This is a genomic window from Mesomycoplasma sp. (assembly GCF_056854695.1).
On record NZ_JBXGGF010000004.1, the window covers coordinates 22,541 to 47,874 of the forward strand.

At 26.8% G+C, this 25,334-nt stretch carries 27 protein-coding genes; 25 read left to right on the forward strand and 2 right to left on the reverse strand.

What is annotated here, in order from left to right; genetic code table 4:
* Position 1 precedes the first annotated feature (1 nt).
* Complete coding sequence (locus tag ACJHWB_RS00765; protein ID WP_483132616.1) at positions 2 to 811, forward strand: YcsE-related riboflavin metabolism phosphatase; 810 nt, start codon at positions 2 to 4, stop codon at positions 809 to 811.
* Between the two features lie 2 nt (positions 812 to 813).
* Positions 814 to 1,650 carry an FAD synthase gene (locus ACJHWB_RS00770; protein WP_483132617.1) on the forward strand — a complete coding sequence of 279 codons (837 nt, stop codon included), beginning with the start codon at positions 814 to 816 and terminating at the stop codon, positions 1,648 to 1,650.
* 5 nt (positions 1,651 to 1,655) lie between these two features.
* Here the strand turns inward: ACJHWB_RS00770 and ACJHWB_RS00775 are convergent, their stop codons facing one another.
* The gene (locus ACJHWB_RS00775; protein WP_483132618.1) at positions 1,656 to 3,200 is read right to left on the reverse strand and encodes a phospholipase D-like domain-containing protein; all 1,545 of its coding nucleotides are present in this window, start codon (positions 3,198 to 3,200) and stop codon (positions 1,656 to 1,658) included.
* Between the two features lie 18 nt (positions 3,201 to 3,218).
* Positions 3,219 to 4,214, reverse strand: a complete 996-nt coding sequence (recA, locus tag ACJHWB_RS00780) for a recombinase RecA (protein ID WP_483132619.1) — start codon at positions 4,212 to 4,214, stop codon at positions 3,219 to 3,221.
* A gap of 202 nt (positions 4,215 to 4,416) precedes the next feature.
* On the opposite strand from recA, the gene ACJHWB_RS00785 reads away from it, so the two are divergent.
* The 23 genes from ACJHWB_RS00785 (at position 4,417) to ACJHWB_RS00895 (ending at position 25,294) form a co-directional block, all read left to right on the forward strand.
* On the forward strand, positions 4,417 to 5,142 hold the full coding sequence (locus ACJHWB_RS00785; protein ID WP_483132620.1) for a phosphotransferase: 726 nt from the start codon (positions 4,417 to 4,419) through the stop codon (positions 5,140 to 5,142).
* Positions 5,142 to 6,386 carry a GTPase ObgE gene (gene obgE / locus ACJHWB_RS00790; RefSeq protein ID WP_483132621.1) on the forward strand — a complete coding sequence of 415 codons (1,245 nt, stop codon included), beginning with the start codon at positions 5,142 to 5,144 and terminating at the stop codon, positions 6,384 to 6,386. Before ACJHWB_RS00785 ends, obgE begins: the two co-directional genes overlap by 1 nt.
* The gene (locus ACJHWB_RS00795) at positions 6,377 to 6,739 is read left to right on the forward strand and encodes an MG284/MPN403 family protein (RefSeq protein ID WP_483132622.1); all 363 of its coding nucleotides are present in this window, start codon (positions 6,377 to 6,379) and stop codon (positions 6,737 to 6,739) included. The genes obgE and ACJHWB_RS00795 overlap by 10 nt, the downstream gene beginning before the upstream one ends.
* A gap of 7 nt (positions 6,740 to 6,746) precedes the next feature.
* On the forward strand, positions 6,747 to 7,913 hold the full coding sequence (locus ACJHWB_RS00800) for an MHO_1580 family protein (protein WP_483132623.1): 1,167 nt from the start codon (positions 6,747 to 6,749) through the stop codon (positions 7,911 to 7,913).
* Complete coding sequence (locus tag ACJHWB_RS00805; RefSeq protein ID WP_483132624.1) at positions 7,897 to 8,310, forward strand: MHO_1590 family protein; 414 nt, start codon at positions 7,897 to 7,899, stop codon at positions 8,308 to 8,310. Before ACJHWB_RS00800 ends, ACJHWB_RS00805 begins: the two co-directional genes overlap by 17 nt.
* Before the next feature lie 7 nt (positions 8,311 to 8,317).
* The gene (locus ACJHWB_RS00810; protein WP_483132625.1) at positions 8,318 to 8,542 is read left to right on the forward strand and encodes an acyl carrier protein; all 225 of its coding nucleotides are present in this window, start codon (positions 8,318 to 8,320) and stop codon (positions 8,540 to 8,542) included.
* Between the two features lie 129 nt (positions 8,543 to 8,671).
* Positions 8,672 to 9,796, forward strand: a complete 1,125-nt coding sequence (locus ACJHWB_RS00815) for a Y-family DNA polymerase (protein ID WP_483132719.1) — start codon at positions 8,672 to 8,674, stop codon at positions 9,794 to 9,796.
* Between the two features lie 46 nt (positions 9,797 to 9,842).
* On the forward strand, positions 9,843 to 10,298 hold the full coding sequence (locus ACJHWB_RS00820) for a hypothetical protein (protein ID WP_483132626.1): 456 nt from the start codon (positions 9,843 to 9,845) through the stop codon (positions 10,296 to 10,298).
* Positions 10,282 to 11,019 carry a F0F1 ATP synthase subunit A gene (locus tag ACJHWB_RS00825; protein ID WP_483132627.1) on the forward strand — a complete coding sequence of 246 codons (738 nt, stop codon included), beginning with the start codon at positions 10,282 to 10,284 and terminating at the stop codon, positions 11,017 to 11,019. Before ACJHWB_RS00820 ends, ACJHWB_RS00825 begins: the two co-directional genes overlap by 17 nt.
* A 54-nt stretch (positions 11,020 to 11,073) precedes the next feature.
* On the forward strand, positions 11,074 to 11,385 hold the full coding sequence (atpE, locus tag ACJHWB_RS00830; RefSeq protein WP_483132628.1) for an ATP synthase F0 subunit C: 312 nt from the start codon (positions 11,074 to 11,076) through the stop codon (positions 11,383 to 11,385).
* A gap of 14 nt (positions 11,386 to 11,399) precedes the next feature.
* Entirely contained in the window at positions 11,400 to 11,945 is a 546-nt protein-coding gene (locus ACJHWB_RS00835; protein ID WP_483132629.1) for a F0F1 ATP synthase subunit B family protein, read from the forward strand.
* 2 nt (positions 11,946 to 11,947) lie between these two features.
* Positions 11,948 to 12,490 carry a F0F1 ATP synthase subunit delta gene (locus ACJHWB_RS00840; protein ID WP_483132630.1) on the forward strand — a complete coding sequence of 181 codons (543 nt, stop codon included), beginning with the start codon at positions 11,948 to 11,950 and terminating at the stop codon, positions 12,488 to 12,490.
* Between the two features lie 9 nt (positions 12,491 to 12,499).
* Positions 12,500 to 14,020: a F0F1 ATP synthase subunit alpha gene (atpA, locus tag ACJHWB_RS00845; RefSeq protein WP_483132631.1), complete on the forward strand. Its 1,521-nt coding sequence runs from the start codon at positions 12,500 to 12,502 to the stop codon at positions 14,018 to 14,020.
* On the forward strand, positions 14,021 to 14,857 hold the full coding sequence (gene atpG, locus ACJHWB_RS00850) for an ATP synthase F1 subunit gamma (protein ID WP_483132632.1): 837 nt from the start codon (positions 14,021 to 14,023) through the stop codon (positions 14,855 to 14,857).
* 10 nt (positions 14,858 to 14,867) lie between these two features.
* Entirely contained in the window at positions 14,868 to 16,289 is a 1,422-nt protein-coding gene (gene atpD, locus ACJHWB_RS00855) for a F0F1 ATP synthase subunit beta (RefSeq protein WP_483132633.1), read from the forward strand.
* Positions 16,276 to 16,563, forward strand: a complete 288-nt coding sequence (locus ACJHWB_RS00860; protein WP_483132634.1) for a hypothetical protein — start codon at positions 16,276 to 16,278, stop codon at positions 16,561 to 16,563. Before atpD ends, ACJHWB_RS00860 begins: the two co-directional genes overlap by 14 nt.
* Before the next feature lie 6 nt (positions 16,564 to 16,569).
* Positions 16,570 to 17,148, forward strand: coding sequence for a CinA family protein (locus tag ACJHWB_RS00865; protein ID WP_483132635.1), 579 nt, complete (start codon positions 16,570 to 16,572; stop codon positions 17,146 to 17,148).
* A 28-nt stretch (positions 17,149 to 17,176) separates the two neighbouring features.
* The gene (gene tig, locus ACJHWB_RS00870) at positions 17,177 to 18,574 is read left to right on the forward strand and encodes a trigger factor (protein WP_483132636.1); all 1,398 of its coding nucleotides are present in this window, start codon (positions 17,177 to 17,179) and stop codon (positions 18,572 to 18,574) included.
* A 28-nt stretch (positions 18,575 to 18,602) separates the two neighbouring features.
* Entirely contained in the window at positions 18,603 to 19,001 is a 399-nt protein-coding gene (locus ACJHWB_RS00875) for a hypothetical protein (RefSeq protein WP_483132637.1), read from the forward strand.
* Between the two features lie 285 nt (positions 19,002 to 19,286).
* Entirely contained in the window at positions 19,287 to 21,869 is a 2,583-nt protein-coding gene (gyrA, locus tag ACJHWB_RS00880; protein WP_483132638.1) for a DNA gyrase subunit A, read from the forward strand.
* Between the two features lie 39 nt (positions 21,870 to 21,908).
* Positions 21,909 to 22,061: a hypothetical protein gene (locus tag ACJHWB_RS00885; RefSeq protein ID WP_483132639.1), complete on the forward strand. Its 153-nt coding sequence runs from the start codon at positions 21,909 to 21,911 to the stop codon at positions 22,059 to 22,061.
* A gap of 1 nt (position 22,062) precedes the next feature.
* Positions 22,063 to 23,907, forward strand: a complete 1,845-nt coding sequence (locus ACJHWB_RS00890) for an McrB family protein (protein WP_483132640.1) — start codon at positions 22,063 to 22,065, stop codon at positions 23,905 to 23,907.
* Position 23,908: 1 nt separating this feature from the next.
* The gene (locus tag ACJHWB_RS00895; RefSeq protein ID WP_483132641.1) at positions 23,909 to 25,294 is read left to right on the forward strand and encodes a 5-methylcytosine restriction system specificity protein McrC; all 1,386 of its coding nucleotides are present in this window, start codon (positions 23,909 to 23,911) and stop codon (positions 25,292 to 25,294) included.
* Positions 25,295 to 25,334: the final 40 nt, after the last annotated feature.

Sequence of the window (25,334 nt, forward strand, 5' to 3'; positions counted from 1 at the left end):
AATGAATAAATTTAAACTTGTTGCTACAGATATTGATGATACTATTTTACCTTCTGGACATAAAGAATTTTCATTAGAAACACAAACTATGTTTTCGGAATTACAAAAATCAAATATAGTTACCGCACTTGTAACAGGGCGCGACTTAGTCACAATAGGTGAGTTAATTAAATCTAAATTTATAGATTATTTTATTGGCGGAAACGGTTGTTTTATTTATAGATTTTCTGATAAAAAAATTATTTATGAGCGTTTGCTAAATATTGATGATTTAAAAAAAATTATAAATTTTTTAATTAATCAGGAAATTAAATTTATTGTTGCAAATAGAAATTTTATTTATTATAGTTCTAACTATGATGTTTATAATTCTAAATTTCTTAAAGATCACTTGCATTTATTGAAAAAAATGGAAGAATTTGATTACTCTTCTGATGTTCATATCGTCACTGTTATCGATGAAGAAAGAAGTGAAAGTGAAATTCAAAGAGATTTTGTGAGGTTTGTTGAAGAAAATAATATAGATGCTCATGTTAGTTCGCGTTGATCATGGGGATTTTTTATTGTTCCAAGAGGAATTAATAAATACAACACTCTTTACAAATTAGCACAAATGAATAATATTAGTAATGAAGAAATTATTGCTTTTGGAGATAGTCAGAATGACGTTGACATGATTGCTAATGTAGGCTACGGGGTAGCCATGTCTAATGGAATTAAAGAAGTTAAAGCTGTTGCTAAAGATATTGCAGATCATGTTATTGAAAACGGAGTTTATAAAAAAATAAAAGAACTTAAAATTCTTAAATAATAATGAGTCACATTTTTAAATTTTCTTTAAAAGCCAAACCTTTATTTAAAAATTCGGTTTTTGTTTTAGGAGCTTTTGAGTCTTTTCATAAAGGTCACTTTCAACTTATAGAAAGCGCTAAAAAATTTAACAAACCTATTGTTTTGGTTCTTATTGCAAATCCAGAAGATTTACCTAAAAATAATGGGAAAATTTTTTCTGATTTAAAATCTAGATTACAAATGATTGCCAACTCGGGTATTGAAAATATTTTACTTATTGAATTTGATGAAAAAATAGTCAATCTAGAAGGAAAAGATTTTATTGATCTATTGGTCCAATATGGTGCTAGTGCTTTTGTAATAGGAAAAAATTATAATTTTGGTAGGTTAGCTAGTTGAAATGCTAAAAAATTAAAAGATTACATACCTTCTACAGAGATAGTGGATTTCTATCAAATTGATGGCAAGGTTAAGTTGTCTACATCTATTTTAAAAAACTATTTAATTTTTGGACAATTTAAAAATTTAAATTTATATTTAAATCATAATTATTTAACATATATTTTTTGTGATAAAGATTTATTTTTTGAGTGAAATAAAAATATCATAAGACCCAATGCGGGTTTGTATGTAATTTATTTTGTTAACCCTATAACTCAATATAAATTTCCCGGAATTTTGCATATAAATTTATCAAATAAAAAAAATCGAATAATTTTATTTAATTATTACGATTTTTATGAAGGATTTATAGAAATCATTTCAGAATATAGAATTATTTCAAGTACACGATTTGATTTATTAGAAAATAAAGATATTGAAGAAATAAAAAAGATATTTTTTAATTTACAAATTTAGTTTATCTAAGTTAATGGTTTAAATATAGGAATAAGCATTTTATAAAGTCAAAAAACTTTTATTGGTTTTGTATGCTTTACTATAATATTTTTATCCTTAAAAGATTGAATATAATTTAAATAATTATTTACAACATTTCCTGTCAATAAAATGTTAATTTCGTATTGAGAAAAAATGGATCGAATATCCATATTTATAGTTCCTATAAACCCTATTTTCTCATCTATTATTATTGCTTTTCCATGATAAAACACTTCATTAAAAAAGAAAATTTTTGCTCCCTTTTTCTGTAATGATTCACAAAAATAATTGTTAAAATGTTTTAAGAACCCTTTATCATTTTTCCCTGGTATATAAATTTCCACCTGAATTTTCGCATTTAAAATATCCTTAAACGCATCTAAAATTTTTTGAGTCGGAGTAAAGTAAGGTGTGAAGACTTGAACTTTTTTAGTGGAACTATATAGCAATTTTAAAACAAAACCTTCCATTATTGCTTCTTCAATAATTGGACCACTTTGAACTACTACACCATACTCATTACTAGAATTCTGATTTGGTAATAAAACATTGTCTTTGTCTAAATTTATATCAAAATCAATGTTTTTTTCAAAATTTTGTTGAGATCACTTGTGTCAACTAAAACGAAAATTTTGACAATATGTTTGAACAATAGATCCTGTCATTTTTATATTGAAATCTATTCAATAACCATATTTTTTATTAAACCCAGCATACTCTTCGCTTATATTATTACCGCCAGTGTATACTATTTCACCATCTATAATGTAAACTTTTCGATGATTTCTAAACAAATTATTTCCAGATAAAAAAGGAAATTTGATAATATTAAAAAAAATAATTTTAATATTATGGGTTTTTAAACTTCCCCATTGTTTATTTTTAATGAAATAAGCGCCAAGAGAATCCACAATTATTCTAATTTGTACACCTTCTCTAGCCTTATTGATCAAAATATTTTTTAGTTTAAATCAAATAAAATCATTTTTGATTATATAAGTATCTATTAAAATAAACTTTTTAGCTTTTTGTAAATCTTCAAAAAAGCTATTAAAAAACAAATGCCCATCAGTAAAAATTTCTGATTTAAAATCTAATATAGGAGAATTAAATTTAGTCTTAGTGTAATTGAACAATAATTGTTCACTTTCACTTAGGTTATAATTGATTTTGGTTGAGCTAAAAGTAGTTTTAGAGTTTATAAAATTTTTATACTCTCGAAAGTATTGAGATGCTTTTTTTCTATTTAAATATCTTCTACCATAAATAATATAAAAAAAATGGCCAATAAATGGAATTATAGAGAAAATTACAAGCCAAGATGCTTTTGCATCAAAGTGTCTTTTTTGAAATATAATATATAAATTAAATATTAAATTTAACAAATAAACTACACAAATAATGGAAAAAGCATATCAATCAATTCTACCTATTAGAATAATATAGGCCATATATATAACAACAACAAGAGTTGATAAAACAATTACTAATGATAAATAATAAAAAAATACTTGTAATTTTTTACTCATGTAAAAAATTTTACTAAATTATTGTTCGTTTTTAGATTCTTTAAGTTTATTTTCTACTTGGGTTTTTAGTTCGTTATATAAATTATCGTTATTTTCCAAAAGTAATCTTAAATTAGTTTTTCCTTGCGCTATATTTTGATCTTTATAAGCAAATCAAGAGCCCTTTCTTTCTACAATTCCCATTTCTTCTGCTAATTGGGCAAGTTCTGCAGATTTAGAAATTCCTTTGGCAAAAACTATTTCTACAGTAGCAACTTTGAAAGGTATTGCAAGTTTGTTTTTTACTACTTTGATTTTTACGGTGTGCCCAGTAATGTCATTTCCTAGAGTTACTTGTTGTTGCTTTCTAACATCTAGACGAATGGAAGAATAAAATTTTAGAGCACGACCACCAGGTGTGGTTTCTGGATTTCCAAAAATTATCCCCACTTTTTCTCTTATTTGGTTAATAAAGATAACAGTAGTTCCGTTTTTATTTAATGATCCTGTAATTTTTCTAAGAGCTTTAGACATTAGGCGAGCTTGTGCTCCAATAACTTGATCTTTCATTTCACCTTGCAACTCTGCCATTGGAACCAAAGCTGCCACTGAATCTACAACAACCAAATCTATGGCACCAGTTTTAACTAATGTATCGACAATATCTAGTGCTTGTTCACCCGAATCTGGTTGAGATAAAATCAAATTATCAATATCAATTCCTAAATTTTTTGCATATTGGGGATCAATAGCATGTTCCGCATCAATAAAAGCTGCAATTCCACCTTGTTTTTGGACTTCAGCAATTGCATGTAAACTTATTGTAGTTTTACCAGATGATTCGGGACCATAAATTTCAATAATTCTACCTTTAGGAAAACCACCAATTCCGAGCGCATTATCAATAGATAAGCTCCCACTTGAAACAACTTCTGTATCAATTGGGGGTTTTTCACCAAGTAACATAATAGATTCTTTTCCAAATTTTTTTTTAATATCTGAAAGAGCTTGTTTTAATAAATTTGTATTTGACATAATATTTCCTTTTTCACATTTTAATTTTAAGATTTTTTGAAAAATGAGTTAAAAAATGGAAAAAAAGTAAAAAAATCCACTTTTTTTCTTATTTTTTTGTCTTTTTTTACAATTTTTCTTAATATTGTTTGCTAGGAAATAAAATGCCTAGCAATAAAAATACAGAAATCTTTAAAAAAATTAGTAAAATTTATAAGTAAATATGGAAAAAATTTTAAAAGGTTTTACTAATCAGTCATTTAAAGATGGTCAAAATTTTGTTCAAGAAAAAAAATACAATAATTTTAATCATAAAATAAATTACAAACAGCTTACTTTATTTGATTTTGTACCAAAATTAATTGATGAAACTTCTCAATATATTAAATGAAGTTGAATTGAAGGTCAAGAACCTGAAATAAATACAACAAATTTAAAAAAAATTGCTTCACAATTAAAAATAATTCATAATTCTAAATTATCATTTCCTCCATCTAATCATTCAGCTAGAGTCAAATACTATATAAAAGAAATAAATTCTAAAAATATTAAAATTCCTACAATCAACAAATATTACAAGTTGATTTGTAAAATTTTAAAAAATATGGATAAAACAACACCATTACATAATGATCTATGAATGATGAATATGGTTGCGTCAAGGGATAAAATTTTTTTTATCGATTGGGAATACGCTACAAAAGGTGACAGACATTTTGATCTTGCATATTTTATTGAATCTAGTAGATTAAATAAGGAACAAGAAAGTATATTTTTAGAAGAATATGATGATTATGTCCCTAAATATCTTTTATTTCATAAGATATTTGTGAATTATTTGGTTATATTGTGAAACAATGCACAAAAAACTAAGCATTTTGAAGATACAATCTTTATTGAAAAAATAGAAATTTTGGCAAAAGAAATAGAAAATTTTAAGGATAATTAATGAAATTTATCGATCAAGTTAATATTGAAGTTCAAGCTGGGAAAGGAGGAAATGGAGCCATTGCATTTAGAAGGGAAGCGCATGTCGATAAAGGCGGCCCAGATGGAGGTGATGGTGGTAGAGGTGGTTCTATTTTTTTTACAGGAGACCCCGGTTCTAACACATTGCTAAATTTTTATTCATTAAAAATTATTAAAGGCAATGATGGACAAAATGGTTCAAATAAAAACAAATATGGAGCTTCTGGAAAAGATATTTTTATACCCGTGCCTTTAGGAACGCAAGTTTTTGTTGGTAAAAGATTAATTTGCGATGTAACCACTCAATCCAATTATTTAATCGCAAGGGGTGGTAATGGTGGCCGTGGAAATACTAAATTTAAAACATCTAAAAATAAAGCTCCTAAAATTAGTGAAAATGGAGATCCAGGAGAAAAGTTTAATTTAAATTTAGTTTTAAAAGTCATGGCTGATGTTGGTTTTGTTGGAAAGCCTAATGCAGGTAAGTCTACATTACTATTTAAAATTTCTAATGCAGTTCCGAAAATAGGTGACTATGAATTCACTACAATTGTTCCACAATTAGGTTTAGTAAAAGCGGCAGATAGATCTTTTGTAGCTGCAGACTTGCCTGGATTGATACAAGGGGCATCGCAAGGCAAAGGTTTGGGTATTACGTTTTTAAAACACATTGAGAGATGTAGAGTGATTGCACACATTGTGGACTTTGGGTCAGAAAACAAAGATCCAATTAAAGATTTTGAAGATATTAGAGAAGAACTAAAAAACTTTAATCCAAATTTATTAGAATTACCTCAAATTGTTATTGCAAATAAAAATGATTTATCTTTTTTTGAACAAAATTTTTATAATTTTAAAGCCAAATTTCCCAATATTAATGTAATTCCAACTTCATTGTTAAGTGATAAAGATTTATCATTAATTAAAAACAAAATTTCAGAATTAGTTATTATAAAAAATAATAATTCCATCGAACAAATAGAAGATGTTTTTGAATATAAACTAGAACAACCTTTTTATATTCATAAGAATAATAATGTTTTTGAAGTTACAGGTGTTGAAATTGAAAAAATTATTCAAAAAATTCCTATAAATTCACAAGATAATCTTTTGCGTTTTAATTCTAAATTAAAAAACATTGGTTTATGGGATGAATTAATAAAAAAAGGGATAAAAGAAGGCGATATTGTTAAATTAATGCATTTGGAGTTTGTATGAAATTAGACTTTTTTAACATTCTTGGTGAGTCCTCTATGCGTGAAGCAATTAGAAAATTACCATTTTCAGTAAAGAAAAAAATATTTAGTGGTGTTTTTCAAATTTTAGAAATTTCCAAACAACACAATGAAAGAGCTAGGGTTTTCAAAGCACTTAACATTACTGATAAATCACTTGTAGAAGGATTATCACCAATAGAACATATTTTATCAATCCTTGATCCCAAATATTCTACTCTTTTAATTAAAGAATTTTTGGAAGAAGATAAAGCTTGAATTAAAAAATATTGATCTAAATCCACTTACTATAAAAATATTCATAAAGCAATGGATGAATTTTTATATTATTTATATTTTTAATTAAATTATGATAATAAATCAACAATTCATTGAGCAAAAAACCATTGATATTAATGAATGTTGTAGAGATATTTCTTTTGAAGTTACAACCAACCCTAACATTAAAGGCTTGCGTCAATTTGTTAAAATTGAACGTGATTTAAGTCAAGATTCTTTTACGGTTTTGATTACTTTTTTTGTAAAAAAAGAAAGTACCTTAAATGCGTTTGTTCAAATCAATAATTCTTTAGTTTTAGGTCCGCAAAAAGTAGAAATCAGTCCTGAGTCTTTTGCTCAAGTGTACTTTCCTATCACAGAAAAATCTATAAAATTTTCCAAATTAGAAAATATGAATATTTATGCAGATTATATTAGTGAAAATAAAATTTTTGCAATTTCTAATTCTATTAAATTTAATGAACTTGGAAACCAAAAAACAGACTTTTTTATTCAAGATGATGGCATAGCTTTTGAAAGTATAAAATCAATTCAATTAGCTAATCTTGGAAATGAAATTAGTAGAGAAACTTCTGAGAGTTTTACAAAAATTAACAATTTTATAATATATTTGTTTCCAGAAAAATTTAGGCAAGAATTTTATAACACAATTGTTTTTAAAGTTGGTGTTAATCCTACTGATTTTAAATTTGGTAATTTAAGGAAAAAAATTAATATCACACCAGGGAAGTTGACAAATATACCAATCGAAGGTAGAGCTAGCTTAGACTTAAAATTTCAGTTTAGACCTAATTTAGATACTCAAGATTTTCAACCTGAAATTATTCAAGGAAAATACATTATTGGTGATATTTTAATCAACAATAATACATTTTATGATTCTGAAAAACAACAAGTGATTTTGGGCAATAACTCTTTTTCGCAAAAAGGTTACTTAATTCCTTTTAATTTTAGTGGAAAACTTACTCCAAAAGCAAGTATAACTATTAATTCAGATTATAAAGATATTTCAGTTGCTTTTATTCAAAACATAAAACAAAGTCTTTTACATAAAACAGAAGGTATTTATAAATTAAAAGTGAAAACTTATAAAAAACCTTTTCTTACAACTAAAGCTATTACAATTGTAGATACAGATTTTGAATACATTTCTAAAAACCCTATTACAATTGAAATTTTGCAAAATATTGCTTTAAGTAAAAATGAACAAGAAGAACTAGATGAAAATTTGAGTTAAAATTTTAACAACAATTTTATCATTAGCGGCAATAGGAGGATTATCTTATGGAGGATATATTATTTATCAAAATAAAATCAATAAAATTGATGAAAAAGCAAATATTGATTTTAATGTAAAAGATGAATTTCATGATAAGGAAATTTTCCCCAACATCTATGCAGCTGATTTTTATGATACAATTCAAGTTGAGAATGGAAAAGTGTTTATAGATAAAAGGTTAGTAGAAAAATTTATAAAAAACATTGTGGCTAATTTGCAAGTACCTTATGGTAAAATTGATTTTAAATATCAATTAAATGATGACAAACAAACTATTTTTATTGAACTATTGTGATCATATAAACAACACAAAGTTAACAAAAATTATATTTTCAATCTTACTAAGGATAATTAAGAATAAAATGGAAAAAATTATTTATCAAAAAATTGCTCAGTATACAAAACGTAACTTTGATGATTCAACAAATATTAAAGATTTAGGTATAGATTCACTAGATTTTGTAGAAATAGTAACTGATTTTGAACAAAAATTCAATATTGAAATTACTGATGAAGAATTGATGGAAATTCAAACTGTTGGTGATATATTAAATTTAATGAATAAATATTCAAGCAAAATTAAATAATAATTGTAATGTTATTTTGTGTAATGTTATAAGTGTAAAAAATCTCAAGTTCTTTCTTGAGATTTTTTCATTAAAGAAAATCATATTGAATATAATTTAATAATTATTAAATTAATTGCTCATATTGATATAAATACTTTTTTTGTTTCAGCAGAAATCAAATTAAGACCGCATTTAAAAAACAAGCCAATTGTAATTGCTAGAAGTGACAAATTTGCAATGGCTATTTCAATGTCCTCTAATTTAAAAAAACAAGGTTTTAATATAACGGACAAAATTTTTCAAATTAAAAAAGTAATTCCTGATTTAGTTATTATTAGGCCAAATTTGCCTTATTATAAGTTTTTGTCAAATCAATTTTTTAATTTTATTGCAAAAAAAATAAGTTCAGATTTAGAAATTTATTCAATTGATGAATGTTTTGTAGATATTTCAAATTTTGTATCTAAATTCAAAACAGTAGAATCCGCTTTGTTTTACATAAAACAAATAATAGAAGAAACTTTAGAATTACCTATTTCTATAGGGGTGGCTCATAATAAATTATTAGCAAAAATGGCTACAAATCTTGCAAAACAAAACAAAGCAAACATACTTTGACTAAAACCAAGTATGCTTGATGAATTTATTTTTTCTTTACCAATTGGTGAACTTATAGGTATCGGTAAAGTTAGAATTTCTAAATTAAAAAAAATGAATATTAAAACTATTAAAGATTTTATTGCTTTGGGCGAAGAGCATCCAGAATTACTTCAAATTCTTGGAGTTAGTTTAAAATATTTTTTTGAAAATTTATTGAGTAAAGGCGATAATTGTATTGTTGATAAAAAGTCAAATTTTAAAATTATTTCTCATTTTAATACTTTTTTGCGATCCGAAGATGTAGATAATAAAAAAGTTACATTGTTAATTAAAGATTTTTTAAAAGATTTAATAACTAAACTTGAAGTAAATAACAAACAAACAAGTAAAGTTGAAATTTTTTTTAAAACTCGATTAGGTGAAACAACTCATTTTCACAATAAATTAGATTTTCCAACAACTAATTTTGATGTTATTTATTCAAAAGTATTAGAACTACTAAATCAAATAGAAAATTTTAGTGATATTTTGGGTTTAGGAATTAATTTAACTAATATAACTGAAAATAGCACAATTAATAAAAAAACAAATAAAACAGTGGTAGAAATTATCGAAAATCTAAATAAAAAATTTGATAAAAAAATTATTATTGCAAAAGCGCTAAAAAAATAATAGGAAAAATTAAATAGTATTATAATATTTAGCATCCGGGAGAAATGTGAAAAAAATTATTAGTAAATATAAAAATAATATTTTCTTTTGATATCTTAGTTTTTTTAGCATTTTAAGTATTGTTTTTTTAATAACAGCTTTTTGAAATTACTCACTTATTCTCGGATGAGTATCTTCACTTGTTGTTGTTTTTTGAGCCTGATTAACTAAAATTAAATTAAAAATAAAGGTTATCAAATCATTTCAAAATCAACAATATCGAAAATTCACCACATTTTTTATTAGTTTTACCTATTCTACTTTTGTAAGCTTAGGATATGGTTTCTTCTTTTTTTTAGTTATTTTTATTAATAAGCAGTATGAACATGTATCAAATGTGGATGTAATTTTAAAACCAATAAATTTTATTACATTTATTTTAGGTAGTTTATCATTCACAATTATTCTAATTATATGAGGGTGAAAAAATATTGATAGGAGGTGAGATGGATTTTCTTTCTAATTGGCAACAACCGCAACTTTTTACATTTTTTATTTTAATAATTATAATAACAGTTTTATCTATTACTATTTTTTTTAAGATAAAAAGTGCTAAAGTTGACAAAGCGCCTTCAGCATTTTTACTTGCTGTGGAATCATATTTTATTTTTATAGATGATTTAGTTGAAGATTCTGGTGAAGGGTATATAAACAAAGTAAAACCATATATTTTTTCTTTATTTACTTTTTTTTTCTTTGGTAATTTACTATCAGTAGTAGGCCTTGAACCCGTTGCAGGTTCTTCGTCTGTTACTTTGGCCTTAGGATTTATAACTTGATGTGGGATTTTTGTTATAGGTTTCCTCTATGGTAAATTTCGATTCATTATTCAATACGCAGATCCAATTAAATTAGTGGGAGCTGTAGCTCCTTTAATTTCTATATCCTTTAGGATGTATGGGAATATAATTGGTGGTTCTGTTTTACTACTTGTTATTTATTATGGTTTACACGGACTTTATAACCTTATACCTTTAGGAAGTTTTGGGGCATTCAATTTACCAGCTGTTTTAATTTTTCCTCCATTATTGGTTTATTTTGATATTTTTGACTCAACGGTTCAAGCTTTTATTTTTACAATTTTAACTGTTTCATATTGATCAATGGAAATAAACGAAGAATGGCCAAGAGCAATTAAGCAACAAAAAGCTAATAAAGAAAAATTAGCTACCCAAAATTTATAAATAAAATAAAAATAGTTTTAAAATTTTGTTTTTTTACAATCGAAAGGATTTATTATGGATTTTTCAATCGTTAATTTTGCTGCAGAGGAAACAACCAAAGCTGTAGAAAAAATGAGTCAAGCAGCTTCAGGAGATCATATTTCATCTTTTGGAGCAGCAATAGGGGCCGGAATCGCTATGGTTGGTGCTGTGGGTTCTGGTGTTGGACAAGGATTTACATCTGGTAAAGCTGTTGAAGCTACAGGTCGTAATCCTGAAGCGCAAAAGAAAATTTTTAAAGTTATGATTCTTGGTGCAGCTATTACAGAAACAGCGTCAATTTACTCTTTGATTGTTGCACTTTTACTAATATTTGTTAAACAATAATTTAAGGAACTAAAATGCAAGATAGTCAGTCAAAAATGGGGCTTAGTCATTGAATTAGTGAACTCTTTAAAGGAGTTTTACCTAATCCGTATGTTTTTGGCGCAACCTTTTTAGCTTTTATTCTATTATTTGTTATAGTTACTTTTTTAGTATATAAGCCAACTAAAAAATTTTTAGAAGAAAAAAGAGCTTTTTTACAACAACATATTGATAGCACTATTGCTAATAATAAAAAATCTTTAGAACTTGAAAAACAAAAGAATATTGAATTACAAGAAGCTCAAAAAATCAAAGCAGAAATTTTTGAAAAAGCTCAACAAGAAGCTAATCAAATTTTAGAACAAAGTGTAAAACAAGCGCATTTAACTGCAAGTCAAATAGTATCTGATGGTCGAAAAAGTGTTGAACAAATGGAAGCTAATTTTTTAGCGCGTAACAAAAAAGATGTTCTAGATAGTGCTTTTTTCATTGCTGCTAAATTTTTGGGTTCCAAAGTAGAATATAACGAAGAAGTTCAACAAGAACTAATTAATCAACTTGAAAAAGAAATGGAAGCCTAAACATGCTAAATCCAAAAATCTTGCATTTATATGCTGAGTCTTTAGTGGAAGTTGGTTTAGAGCACAATATTTTGCCAAATTTGCAAAATGAATGCAAAGAAGTTAATCAAATTATTTTAAATGATAGTAAATTTGCAAACATATTAAATTCTTATTTGGTTACTCATGAAGAAAAATATGAATTAATTAATAATGTTTTTGGTCCTTTTTTTAGTTCATTTATAGTTAATTTTTTAAAAGTTTTAGTAAAAAATAATATTGTTATTTTTCTAAAACCGATTTTATCTAAATTTAACGAAATGGCTTCTGAACATTTGAATATTGCTCATGGTCAAATTGAAACAGCCTTTCCCATTTCACATCAAAAAGTGGCTGATTTAGAAAAACTTATTTCTAAAAAAATATCTAAAAAAGTTTTTCTCAAACCAGTAATAAATCCAGATTTAATTTCAGGAATTAAAATAATTGTTGACCATCAAGTGTTTGAAAATTCCATTAATTTACAATTAAAAGAATTAAAATCACACCTTTTAAAATTAAAATAAGGAGCTAAAATGCTTAAAAATACAAATATTGCAGCAGTTATTCGAGAACAAATCAAACATTTTGAAAATCAAGTCGCAGCAGATGAGGTTGGAAAAGTTATAGTTGTTGGTGATGGGGTTGCCTTAGTTTTTGGAATTGAAAAAGTAAAACTTGGTGAATTAGTTGAATTTGACAATCACGTTTATGGTATTGCTTTAAATCTTGAACAAGACCTAGTTGGTGTTGTTATCATGGGAGATGAAAACTCTGTATTTCAAGGAACTACTGTTAAAAGAACAAGAAAAGTTATTTCATCTATAGTTGGCGATGAACTTTTAGGTCGTGTAGTTGATGCTCTAGGAAATCCAGTCGATGGCAAAGGTGAAATTCAAACTAAGAAAAGAAGAGAAATTTTTTCTGAAGCACCATCAATTATGGAGCGCCAAAGTGTTGATAGAGGTTTAAAAACTGGAATTTTAGCAATTGATGCAATTGTGCCAATTGGTAAAGGTCAACGTGAATTAATTATTGGTGACCGTCAAACCGGAAAAACAACTATTGCAATTGACACAATTTTAAACCAAAAAGGTAAAAATGTTTATTGTGTTTATGTTGCAATTGGTCAAAAAAATTCTACAGTTGCACAAATTGTTTCACTTCTCGAACGTCAAGGTGCTATGGAATACACAACAGTTGTAACTGCTGGAGCTAGTGAGTTAGCACCACTTCAATACATTGCACCTTACACAGGAACAGCAATTGCTGAAGAATGAATGCATAGTGGAAAAGATGTTTTAATAGTTTATGATGATCTATCTAAACACGCTGTTGCTTATAGAACACTGTCACTTCTTTTAAGAAGACCACCAGGACGTGAAGCTTTTCCAGGAGATATTTTTTATCAACACTCTTATTTATTAGAACGTTCTTCACAATTAGCTGAAAAATATGGTGGTGGATCTATTAGTGCTTTACCAATTATTGAAACTCAAGCTGGTGATATTAGTGCTTATATTCCAACTAACATTATTTCAATTACAGATGGTCAAATTTTTGTTCGTGATAATTTATTTAATAGTGGACAAAAACCAGCTATTGATATTGGTTTTTCTGTTTCGCGTGTTGGATCAACTGCTCAAACAAAAGCTATGAAATCAGCATCATCTAACCTAAAATTACAACTTGCACAATACAATGAATTGAAAGCTTTCGCTCAATTTGGATCTGATCTTGGTAAAACTTCACAGTTAATTTTAGATCGTGGAAATAAAATTTATGCATTACTAAAGCAAGACCAACATTTTCATTTAAGTGAATTTGAACAAGTTATGCTGTTAGTTTTTATTCGTGAATCTCTTATTGATCTTATAGCTCTTGAACAAATTTCAGATTTTCAAACTCATTTTTTACGTTTTATTAAAAGTGAAAATTTTGCTCATTTTGCAAATACATTTAACCCAGATCAAGCTATTACTGGTGAAATTAACAAAGAACTTTGTGAAGTTTTTACAGATTTTGCAACTAAATTTAATGAAGGACAAACTTTTTAAATGCCAAAATTAAATAGGTTAAAATCCAGATTTAGTCAAATTAAAAATATTGAAAAAATTACTAAAGTTATGGAAATGATAGCTAATGCTAAAATTCCAAAAATTAAAAAGCAATTTAGTCAAGCAGAACAATTTTTTGTAAATTTAGATTCTATTTTTCAATTGGTTATAAATAGTGTTGAAAACTTGAATTTATTTGCAACTAATAAAGAAAATAAACAACTTTTTGTTTTATTTACTTCTAATTTAGGATTTTGTGGCTCATTTAACAACATTATTATCAAAAGCTTTCAAAACGAATATAAACCAGGTGATGATATTATAATTTTTGGAAAACGTGGTGTTGTAGCTTTACAAAAATATAGTCAAAATTTTGTAAAAATTTATGAAAATATAGAAGAAAATAATTTTGAAGAAACTCTTAATGAATTTTCAGAATTAATAATTAGTTATATTTTAAATAACACTTATTCTAAAATCAATGTTTGTTATAATAAGTTTGTAAATATTATTACCTCACTTCCCTCTGTACATCAAATTTATCCTTTAAAAAAAATGGAAAAAGAGAAGGGAATGAATCAAAAATTTATTGACTTGGAACCATCCTCTGAAGAAATTTTAAACAAGCTAATTCCATTTTATACAAAAGCAACAATTCATAAATTATTTTTAGAATCTAAGTTAGTTGAAATCGCTTCTAGAAGGGTTGCTATGGAAAATGCGAGTGATAATGCAACTGAAATTATTGAAAAACTTGATCTTCAAATTAACTCAAGTCGTCAAACCATTATTACTCAAGAAATTATTGAAATTATAGGTGCAAACTTAGAGCATTAAAGGAGTTATTATGAAAAAAAATAACATTGGAACAATTATTCAAATTTTAGGTCCTGTTATTGACGTAGAATTTGAAGAAAATCACATGCCACCAATTTTGTCAGCTTTGGAAATATTACCAACAGAAGACAATCCACATAAAGTAGTTTTAGAAGTAGCACAACATATTGGTGATGGTGTTGTTAGAACTATTGCTATGAATATGACCTATAATCTTTCAAAAGGTATGGATGTTTTAGACACAGGTACACAAATTCGTGTTCCGGTAGGAAAACAAGTTTTATCAAGAATGTTTAATGTTTTGGGTCAACCTATTGATGAAGGTGAAGATACTGAATTTGAACTCAAACATTCAATTCACGCTGCTCCACCAAGTTATTTGGATCAAAAGACAACTAGTGATATTTTGGTTACAGGTATCAAAGTTATTGACTTATTAATTCCTTTTGTTAAAGGCGGAAAGATTGGATTATTTGGTGGTGCCGGAGTTGGTAAAACCGTTTTAGTTCAAGAACTAATTAACAACATAGCAACTCAACATGGTGGATTGTCTGTATTTGCCGGAGTTGGTGAACGTAGTCGTGAAGGAAACGATCTTTATTTTGAAATGAAAGCGGCTGGTGTTTTAGATAAAACAGCATTAGTTTTTGGTCAAATGAATGAACCTCCCGGAGCTAGAATGCGTGTTGCTTTTTCAGCTTTAACTATGGCTGAATACTTCCGTGATGCTCAAAATCAAGATGTTTTATTATTTATTGATAATATTTTCCGTTTCACACAAGCGGGTTCTGAAGTTTCTACCTTGTTGGGTCGTATCCCATCAACTGTTGGATATCAGCCAACCTTAGCAACTGAAATGGGACAATTACAAGAAAGAATTGCATCAACACGCGCAGGTTCAATTACTTCAGTTCAAGCCGTTTATGTGCCAGCTGATGATTTAACTGATCCAGCACCAGCAACAACATTTTCTCACCTAGATGCTAAAACTGTTTTAGATAGAAATATTGCCGCACTAGGAATTTATCCTGCTGTCGATCCATTAGCTAGTTCATCTAGAATTTTGGAACCTGCAATTGTTGGTCAACAACATTACAATGTTGCAAGAAAAGTTATTGAAACATTGCAAAGATTTAAAGAATTACAAGATATTATTGCAATTTTAGGGGTTGACGAGTTGAGTGAAAAAGATAAAAAAGTTGTTGCTCGTGCTCGTCGTATTCGTAACTTTTTATCTCAACCATTTTTTGTTGCTGAAAAATTCTCAGGAATTTCTGGAAAATTTATTAAATTAGAAGATACAATTAGATCTTTTGAAGCATTACTCTCAGGCAAATATGATAATATGCCAGAAGAAGCATTTTTATACATAGGTTCTATTGAAGAAGCTTTTGAAAAAGCTAAAAAAATGGGCTGAAATGAAACCGATTAAAATTAAAATTTTCGATCACAATGGAATTTTTTATAATGAAGAAAATTCTATTGTAACTCTTAAAACTCCCAATGGATATCGTGGAATTCAACAAGGAGCCATTTCTGTAATTGCAACATTAGTCCCTTCATTACTTTACATAGGTGCTCAAAACGACAATAATAGAAAAGTTTTTGAGATCGCAGACGGAGTTTTATATGCCGATGCAAATGAAGTACAAATTTTCGTATCTGATATCAAACCTATAACAACGTCTAAAGCAATGTTTGAGTAATACAAAATGAACACAAAACAAAATAAAAATAAAATTCAAAGAAAAAATGTTAAAAAAATTTTTGTACAACCCAGACAATTAAAAATAAATGAAGATAAAATAAACAAAAACCAAACTTTTGAAACTAAAAGTTTGGTTTCTTGTATTGAGTCATTTACAGGAGGTGGTTTTGCTGCTAAAATTGTTTCAAAACCAGGTGCCTCTAGATTTTTTGCCGGCGGTATTGTAACTTATCAAAACGAAATTAAAGCAAAATTGGACATTGATGTTTCAAAAGGTGTTGTCAATCGGGAAACGGCACTAGCTATGTCGAAAGCAGGGAATATTTTTTTTAATACTAAATATTGCTTTGCTTTTACAGGTAATGCTGGACCAAAAGTTTTAGATGGCAAGCCGGTTGGTGAAGTTTATATTGCACTAAATGAAAAAGTTTGAAAACTTAATTTAGGTGGTTCGAGAGTTAATATTATTAAAAAATCTATCGAATTTGCTTATAAGCAACTACAGTTAATTCAAAAGAAAGAAAAACAAAATACTAGTTTTCATAGTTTAAAAACAAATAAAAATTATAAAAAACCTTTATAATTATATTAAAAACAAGGATATGTAAAATATGTTAAAACGTGAAATTTTACCTAAAACAGCTGAACTAAAAATTACTATTGAAGCTGACAAAGATTTGTGACAAAAATCTATTAGCAAAGCGTTTGAAAAAAAAGCTGCTAATATTCAAATTAAAGGTTTTCGAAAAGGGAAAGTTCCACTTGATAAAGCTAAACAATATATTGAACTAGGTTCTGTAATTGAGCTTGCAACAAGAGAAGCTATACCTACACTTTTAAAACAATGTTCAAGTAACATAATGGATGATGATCATGTTATTGATTTTGAACCATTTGTTCAAGTTATTGAATCAACAGCTGAGACATTAAAAGTTAACTTTTTATTTCCAATTTATCCGGAAATTAAATTGCCAGAGTATAAAAAATTAGAGACTAAATTCGAAATTCCTGTTGTAACAAAAGAGGATGTAAAAGCTCAAATTGATCGTCTTCTAGCTGCAAAAGGAAAACATATTGACGTTGATCGTGGCATCAAAAATGGTGATTTAATTAATTTTAACTTTAAAGGTTTTATTGATGATAAACCTTTTGAAGGCGGAGAAGCTGAAGATTTTGATTTAAAAATCGGATCTAAAAGTTTTATTGAAGGATTTGAAGAACAACTGATTGGACTTAAAAAGGGTGAATTCAAAAGTATAGATGTTGTGTTTCCAGCGGATTATCACATTCCGGCCTACGCTTCTCAACCAGCAGTTTTTAAAGTAAAAATCAACAATATCAAAGAAAATCAACCAGCAGAGTTAACCAATGATTTTGTTGCTGCTCTTAAAATTAATAATGTAACTACTATATCACAACTAGAATCCTATTTAGAAGATCTTACTAAAAGAGAACAAATGGAAATGGCTCGTAGTAATTTTCAAAAAGATGCCTTCGCTGAAATTCTTAAATCAGTAGAAATTCCTATTTCTAACAAATTGTTAGATCGTGAAATGTCTAGAATTTATGGAAGTTTTAATGATACACTTAAAAGTCAAGGATTCACAATTGATGAATATCTTAAGATAACTAAATTCTCAAATAAAGACATTTTTGAGCAAGTTAACCAACAAGCTGTATTGAGTCTTCAAACTTCTTTTGTTTTTGCAGAAATCGCAAAACGTGAATCACTCGCAGTTTTAGATAATGAACTTAATGAAGAAATAGAGCGTTTTGGTTTAATTACTGGTAAAAAAGTTGATGAATTAAAAGCAAATCCAACTGCACTTCAACATTTACAAATGAACATCACAAACCGTAAGGTTTTAGATAAATTAATTGAATGAAATAGTATTTCTTCTAAGTCCAAAGACAAAAAAACTGCTAAAAAAGAAACAATTAATGAAGTAGAAGAATCAAACAAAAAAGAAACTACAAAAACAAAAAGTTCAACTAAATCAAAAAAATAATAAAAGAAAGAAACACATATAATATCAAATGTATAATATATCAAAAGAAAATCTTTTTAAAAAAAAACCTATATCTAAATTATCATTATTTTTAATTACAATTATTTCTTCTTTTTTAGGAAGTGTTATTGTAGTAGGTACTATGTTTGGTGGTGCTTTTTATGCTGTGACAAAAACAGATGCTGTTCAGTATGTTCAAAATAATATTGAAAAAGTAAAACAAGTTATTGACTCAATTGGTTCAATTAATCCAGATGATATTAAAAAATTGGCTAAAGTTTCAGGTAATATTGATAAGTTATCTAATGATATTAAAGAGATTAAAGATAAATTAGACAAACTAACTTCTTCAAAATCAGAAAATCAAAATCAAGCTTCACAAGAGCAACCTAAAACTACAAGCTCAGGAAGTGATACTTCTAGTTAAAATTAAATTTATACTTTAATAACTAGTTTACACAAGAAAATAAATAATTTATTTAAAAAGTACCTTTTTGGTACTTTTTAATTTAATTTAAATAACACAAATTAGCATGCTAATTGATATTAATTACTCGATAAATAATTAATTTATAATATAAATTACTAAGTTAGTTATTTGATTCATTAAGAATACAAGCATAAAATAAGTAAATTATAAAAAAATGGCCTTTTTTTGGTAAAATTTATTACTTATATTTGTATTTAATCGGGATTGAAACAAAGGGAAATTATGGCTTTTTTTGATGATGATAAAGAAAAAGAATTTGACTTTATTAAAGATGAGGAAGTCAAAGTAGTTTTTAATGAAAATTCAGAAAACACTAAAGAAGATCCTGAAGAAGAAAATATACCTCAAGATAAAGATGATTATATTATTTCTTCACAATTAATAGAAGGAGAAACTAAAAATATTATTCCTAGAGTAATTGAAGAAGAAATGCGAAATTCTTTTTTAGATTACTCAATGTCTGTTATTATATCTCGTGCCTTGCCAGATGTTCGAGATGGGTTAAAACCAGTTCATCGTCGTATTTTATATACAATGAGCGACCTTGGAATAACTTACAATAGTGCTTATAAAAAATCCGCTCGTATTGTTGGGGATGTGCTTGGTAAATATCACCCACATGGTGATTCTTCGGTTTATGATTCTATGGTTCGTATGGCTCAGTCTTTTTCGCTAAGATATCCTTTAGTCGATGGGCATGGAAACTTTGGTTCCATAGATGGTGATGAAGCCGCTGCAATGCGTTATACAGAAGCGAGAATGTCAAAAATCGCTTCTTTGATGGTTGAAAATATTAAAAAAAATACAGTAGATTTTGCTGATAACTATGATGGTAGTGAACAAGAACCTGTAGTTTTGCCAGCTAGGTTTCCAAACTTACTAGTTTCAGGTGTAACTGGAATTGCAGTTGGTATGGCAACTAAAATTCCACCACATAACCTTTCTGAAGTTATTGAAACCTTTATTTTACTTGCTAAAAACAACGATATTAGTGAAGAAGAGTTGGCAAGAAGTTTACCAGGACCTGATTTTCCAACAGGTGCTGATATTTTCGGACAAAGCGGTATTATTCAAGCTTACATGACTGGTAGAGGTAGTTTTACCATTCGTTCAAAAGCCGAAATTGAAAGATTTAATTCTGGTAAGTCTAAAATTATTTTTTATGAAATTCCTTATGAGGTGAAAAAACCAGCAATTATTGAAAAAGTTGTTCAGTTAGTTCATGAAAAAAGAATTAATGGGATTAAAGATGTTCGGGATGAAACTAATAGGCAAGGAATTCGTGTAGTTTTTGAAATTAAAAAAGGTTTTGATCCAGAAATTATTTTAAACCAACTTTATAAAGATACAGACTTGCAAATTAGTTATAGCATGAATATGCTAGCTCTTGTAAAAGGTCAACCTAAATTATTGAACCTTAAGCAAATTCTATGACAATACTTTTTACATCAAAAAGAGATTACCACTCGAGCACTACAGTTCGATTTAAAAAATGCATTAGAAAAACAAAATATTTTGCTCGGAGTTAAAATTGCTGTTGAAAATATTGATGAAGTTGTTAAAATTATTAAATCTAGTAAGTCTGATGCTGATGCACAACAAAGACTTGCTGAACGTTTTGATTTAAACTCAACACAAACCAAAGCTATTGTTGATATGCGTTTAGGTCGCTTAACTTCGTTGGCGGTTGAAAAATTGTTAGTTGAATTACAACAAATTTCAGAGCAAATTGATTACATTAATTCAATTTTAACCTCAGAAGAAAAATTAGTAGATTTAATTGTTGAGCAACATCGTGAAGTTGCCAAAAACTTTGGTGACAAACGTCGTTCACAAATTAATGGCGAGCTTAGTGTTATTGTTGACGAAGATTTAATAACTCGTCAAGATGTTATTATTTGTTTAACTCAAAACAACTATGTTAAACGAATTAACTTAGATGAATATCGAACACAAAACCGTGGTGGGAAGGGGAGTTCAACATCTTCGTTATATAAAGATGATGAACTTAAAGGAATTTGATTTGCCAACACCCACACCGACCTTTTGATTATTACATCCAAAGCTAGAATTTTTAAATTAAGAACTCATATGGTTCCAGACTCTTCGCGTAATGCTAAAGGAACTCCTTTTATTAACCTATTACCATTAGAAAAAGATGAATCAGTCACATCACTTCTAATATGAAATCAGGATTATGATTCACACTTTTTGATTACCGTTTCAGCTAAGGGTATTATTAAAAAAACTCGCTTAAGTGAATATGAAAATATTAATAAAAATGGAAAATATGCTCTTAAATTAAATGATGATGACTCATTAGTTAAAGCATTGATTGCTAGTGATGATAGTCAAATTATTATTGGTAGTTCATCAGGAAGAGCAAATAGATTTGATTTATCAACTGTGCGAGCAAGTGGTCGTGTAGCAATTGGAATCAAAGGTATTAAGTTAGATGCAAGTGAACATGTTGTTGGGGCTTGCCACAGTCAAACAGGTGGTTTTGTCTTCACTGTTGGTGATTTAGGTTATGGAAAAATGACTTCAGTTGATGAGTATAGATTAACAAGCCGTAATAGTAAAGGTGTGCTTGCCTTAAATTCAGAAAAAGCAGGAAAACTTTGCTTTATTGGTACAGTTAATGGCGATGAGCAAGCCATGATTTTAACCAAAAAAGGTATTGCAATCCGGATTGATTTAGAAACAATTTCAACTAGCAGTCGTGTAACTAAAGGTGTAAAAATTATAGACATTAAAAAGGGAGACCAAATTCAGTCAGTTACAATTATTTCTAAGATTGAATAGTTAATTAATATTATAAAAAAATGCTATAAATAGAATAACATGAACATTTTAGAAAATAATAATATAGCTGTATCAAGTTTTGATATAAAGGGCAAACGAAAAGATTTGTATTTTTTAGCAACATTGCATATTATTTATGATAAAAATAGTTTGCAAATTGAATATTTTTATTATGAAATAAAAAAAAGCTAAAATGTTATTATCTTATGAAAATAAAGATATAAATAATAATGATAGAAGAAATAGAAAAGAATTTATTACTACTTTTCAACTTCATGATAAGAAAACTATTGAATTCAAATATGAGCATTTAAAAAAATTAGCTAAAAAATCTACAACTTATTTTTATTCTCTTGACTCAGTATTTAAATTTATTTTTGGGGATATTTTAAGAAAAAGCTGAACACAAATGACTACTCCTCACAATATGTATATATTTAATAAAAAAAGTCAAGATAGTAATTTTGATTTTTCGCATAATAAATTTAAAGATTCATGTTATTGATTATTTCAACTTATGTCAGATGAGTTAAAACCATATAAATGTAATAATATTTTAGAAGATCTTACATGCGGGGATTTTAAAGAATATTATGAGAGAAATAAGAATAATGATCTTAATTATTTTAAATTGTATGATAGTTTGAGTTTCAAAGAAAAATTAGATAAAATTTTCTTATTTTCAAAAAAGTTAAATAATGAGAGTAAGAAGGATTCATTTAACTTTTTATTTTGTGAAAAAAAAGATCAAACAAGCAAAGATAAAGTGCTAAGTGATTTTATTCATTCAGTCAAAGACAAAATTATAAATGAAAGCTATAATAACAATTGGCTTACAAAAGAAGAATATCAAAATTACAAAATAGAAACTAGTTGCAATGAACAAAATAGACTTTTGTTTGATATTGTTATTAAAAAATATTTAGAAGAAAATAAAAGCAATATTAGCATTTCCGATTTAAGTAAGAAGCTAAAACGTATGATTTTAATTGAGACTCAATCTCTAAATAGTAATGAAATCAATAAGATTCACAAAATAGAAAATAAAAATTTTCATTGCCCAATATCATGGACCAAATATGATAAAAATATAATTTACTATGGTGTTCCTGGCACCGGAAAAACTTACTGTTCAAAACAATTAGCTGATTGAATTATCTCAAATAATAAATGAAAAGAAGAATATAGTTCAACATCAGAATTCTTGGACAATAAAACAAAAACATTTGAGAAACATAAGATAGATGAAGATAATCAAATAGAAATAATAACATTTCATCAAAATTATGGATATGAAGACTTTATAGAAGGAATAAAACCTGTTCTTGTAGATGGAAATACCGAGGATAAATATGGCTCTCCAAATAATCAATTTGGAAATATGCTACAATTCAAGCTAAAAAAAGGTATTTTAAGAAATATTGTTGATAAAGCAATAAAAAATCATCACAAAAACTATGTTTTAATTATTGATGAAATTAATAGGGGTAATGTATCTCAAATATTTGGAGAATGTTTTACATTAATCGAATCTAATAAAAGATTAAGAAATGATTGTAATAACAATCAATGTGCTGGTGGCGAAAACTGTAAAGGCGAATGATATGGAAGTTGAACGGTAACTTTGCCAACCAGTGGTGAAAAATTTGGAATTCCAGATAACCTTTATATAATAGGTACAATGAATGATAATGATCATTCTATCGCACATTTTGATTTTGCATTTAGGAGACGTTTTATTTTTGAAGAAAAAAAACCTAGCAAAGATTTTATAAACAATGATTATGCTAAAGATGTTTTTGTAAAATTAAACAAAGAAATTGAATCTAAATTTTCTTTAAACAAACAAATAGGCCACAGTTATTTTATGAAAGTTAAAAAAAATATAGATAATAAAAAAACTAAAGAAAGAATAAAAGAAATTTTATCTAAAGAAATTTGGCCACTTCTTAAAAGTGATATTAATTTAAATCCTAATCATATTGAAATTATAGAAAAAAATATAAATGAATTTGTAGAAAATTATAATAGTAAATAAAATGTTACCTAATAATAAAATAAAACAAATCAATATTTGAGAAAATCAGTTAACTCAAACATTAGATAAATTGAAAAAAAATAATGTTGATGTTGATTCTTTGATAAATCATTTGAAAGAAAATACTTTTAACAACTCTATTGATTTAAATAATTATGTAGGTCACATTTGGTTTGATAAAATAGAAATAAATATTTTTCCAAAAATTTTTAACAATATTTCTGGTAAAGAGGCTAATTATAAGTTGTTTACTAATATAAAGTATTGATATTTTTATGCACAAAATAATGATAAGAATAAAAAAACTTTTTTAAATCACCATGGAATAGCTGAAATAAATAATAAATTGTCTAACTATTCAATAGTTGATTGATTTTTAGCGCACTATGTGCGCCAAGTGTTTGATGTTTTTAATAAACAAGTTTACCATCAATATAATTTGGTAAAAAAAGACACATTATTTATTAAGGGAAAGATTGATTTTGATGAATATTTTAAAAATAAAATATCAAAAGGATATTTTTTTAAATTTAAAAGTTCGTTTTTTGAATACACTCACAAAAACTTGTTTAATCAAATTGTTAAAAAATGTTTGAAAATAATATTGTTAAAACTCGATAAATCATACAATGATACTAATAAATTAATTCAAGAATTATTGTGATACTTGCAAGATGTTAATGATACAAATGTTTCTAAAAAAGATTGTGATTTGATTCATTTTTACAATGTGCCTTTTGAATTTGAAAACATTTTACAAATGAGCAAAGTCATTTTACAAAATTCATATTTTAATAATTACGGAAAGTTTACGGGTTTTTCTTTGTTATTAAATATGTATGACGTTTTTGAAAAATTTGTTCAAAAACAATTAAAAGAAATGAATATTGAAGTAAGAGAGAAAAAAAGTTATATATTAGGGGAATGAGAAAATACGCAAAATAATTTTAACAATTTAAGTTTACAGAACATTACATCATTAAATCTTTGAATGGAACCAGATATAGTTATTGTTCAAGATAAAATAAATATTATTGCTGATTGTAAGTATAAAAAAATTAATAAACTAAGCGATATAAAAAAAAGAGATATTTATCAATTAATAGCATATTCATACAATTTGTTAAGCACTCCTTACAAAAATACAGAATTTATAAATCAAGACAAAGTTGCCAATTCTGTAATTTTACTGTATCCTTTGTGAGAAAATGAAACTCACAACACATTTCCCCAAAAACTAATAATAAACGATAAGAGAAAAACTAACATACATATACTAAAAGTCCCCTTTTTATGTAATGTTGAAACAGGTGAACCAGATAATATTTTAGAATTTATTAATAATATTAATAACATATTTAAAAGTGTGAAAAAAATATATAGTTAAAAATTAATATTTGAAGTTTATAATAATTGTTTTCTAAGAA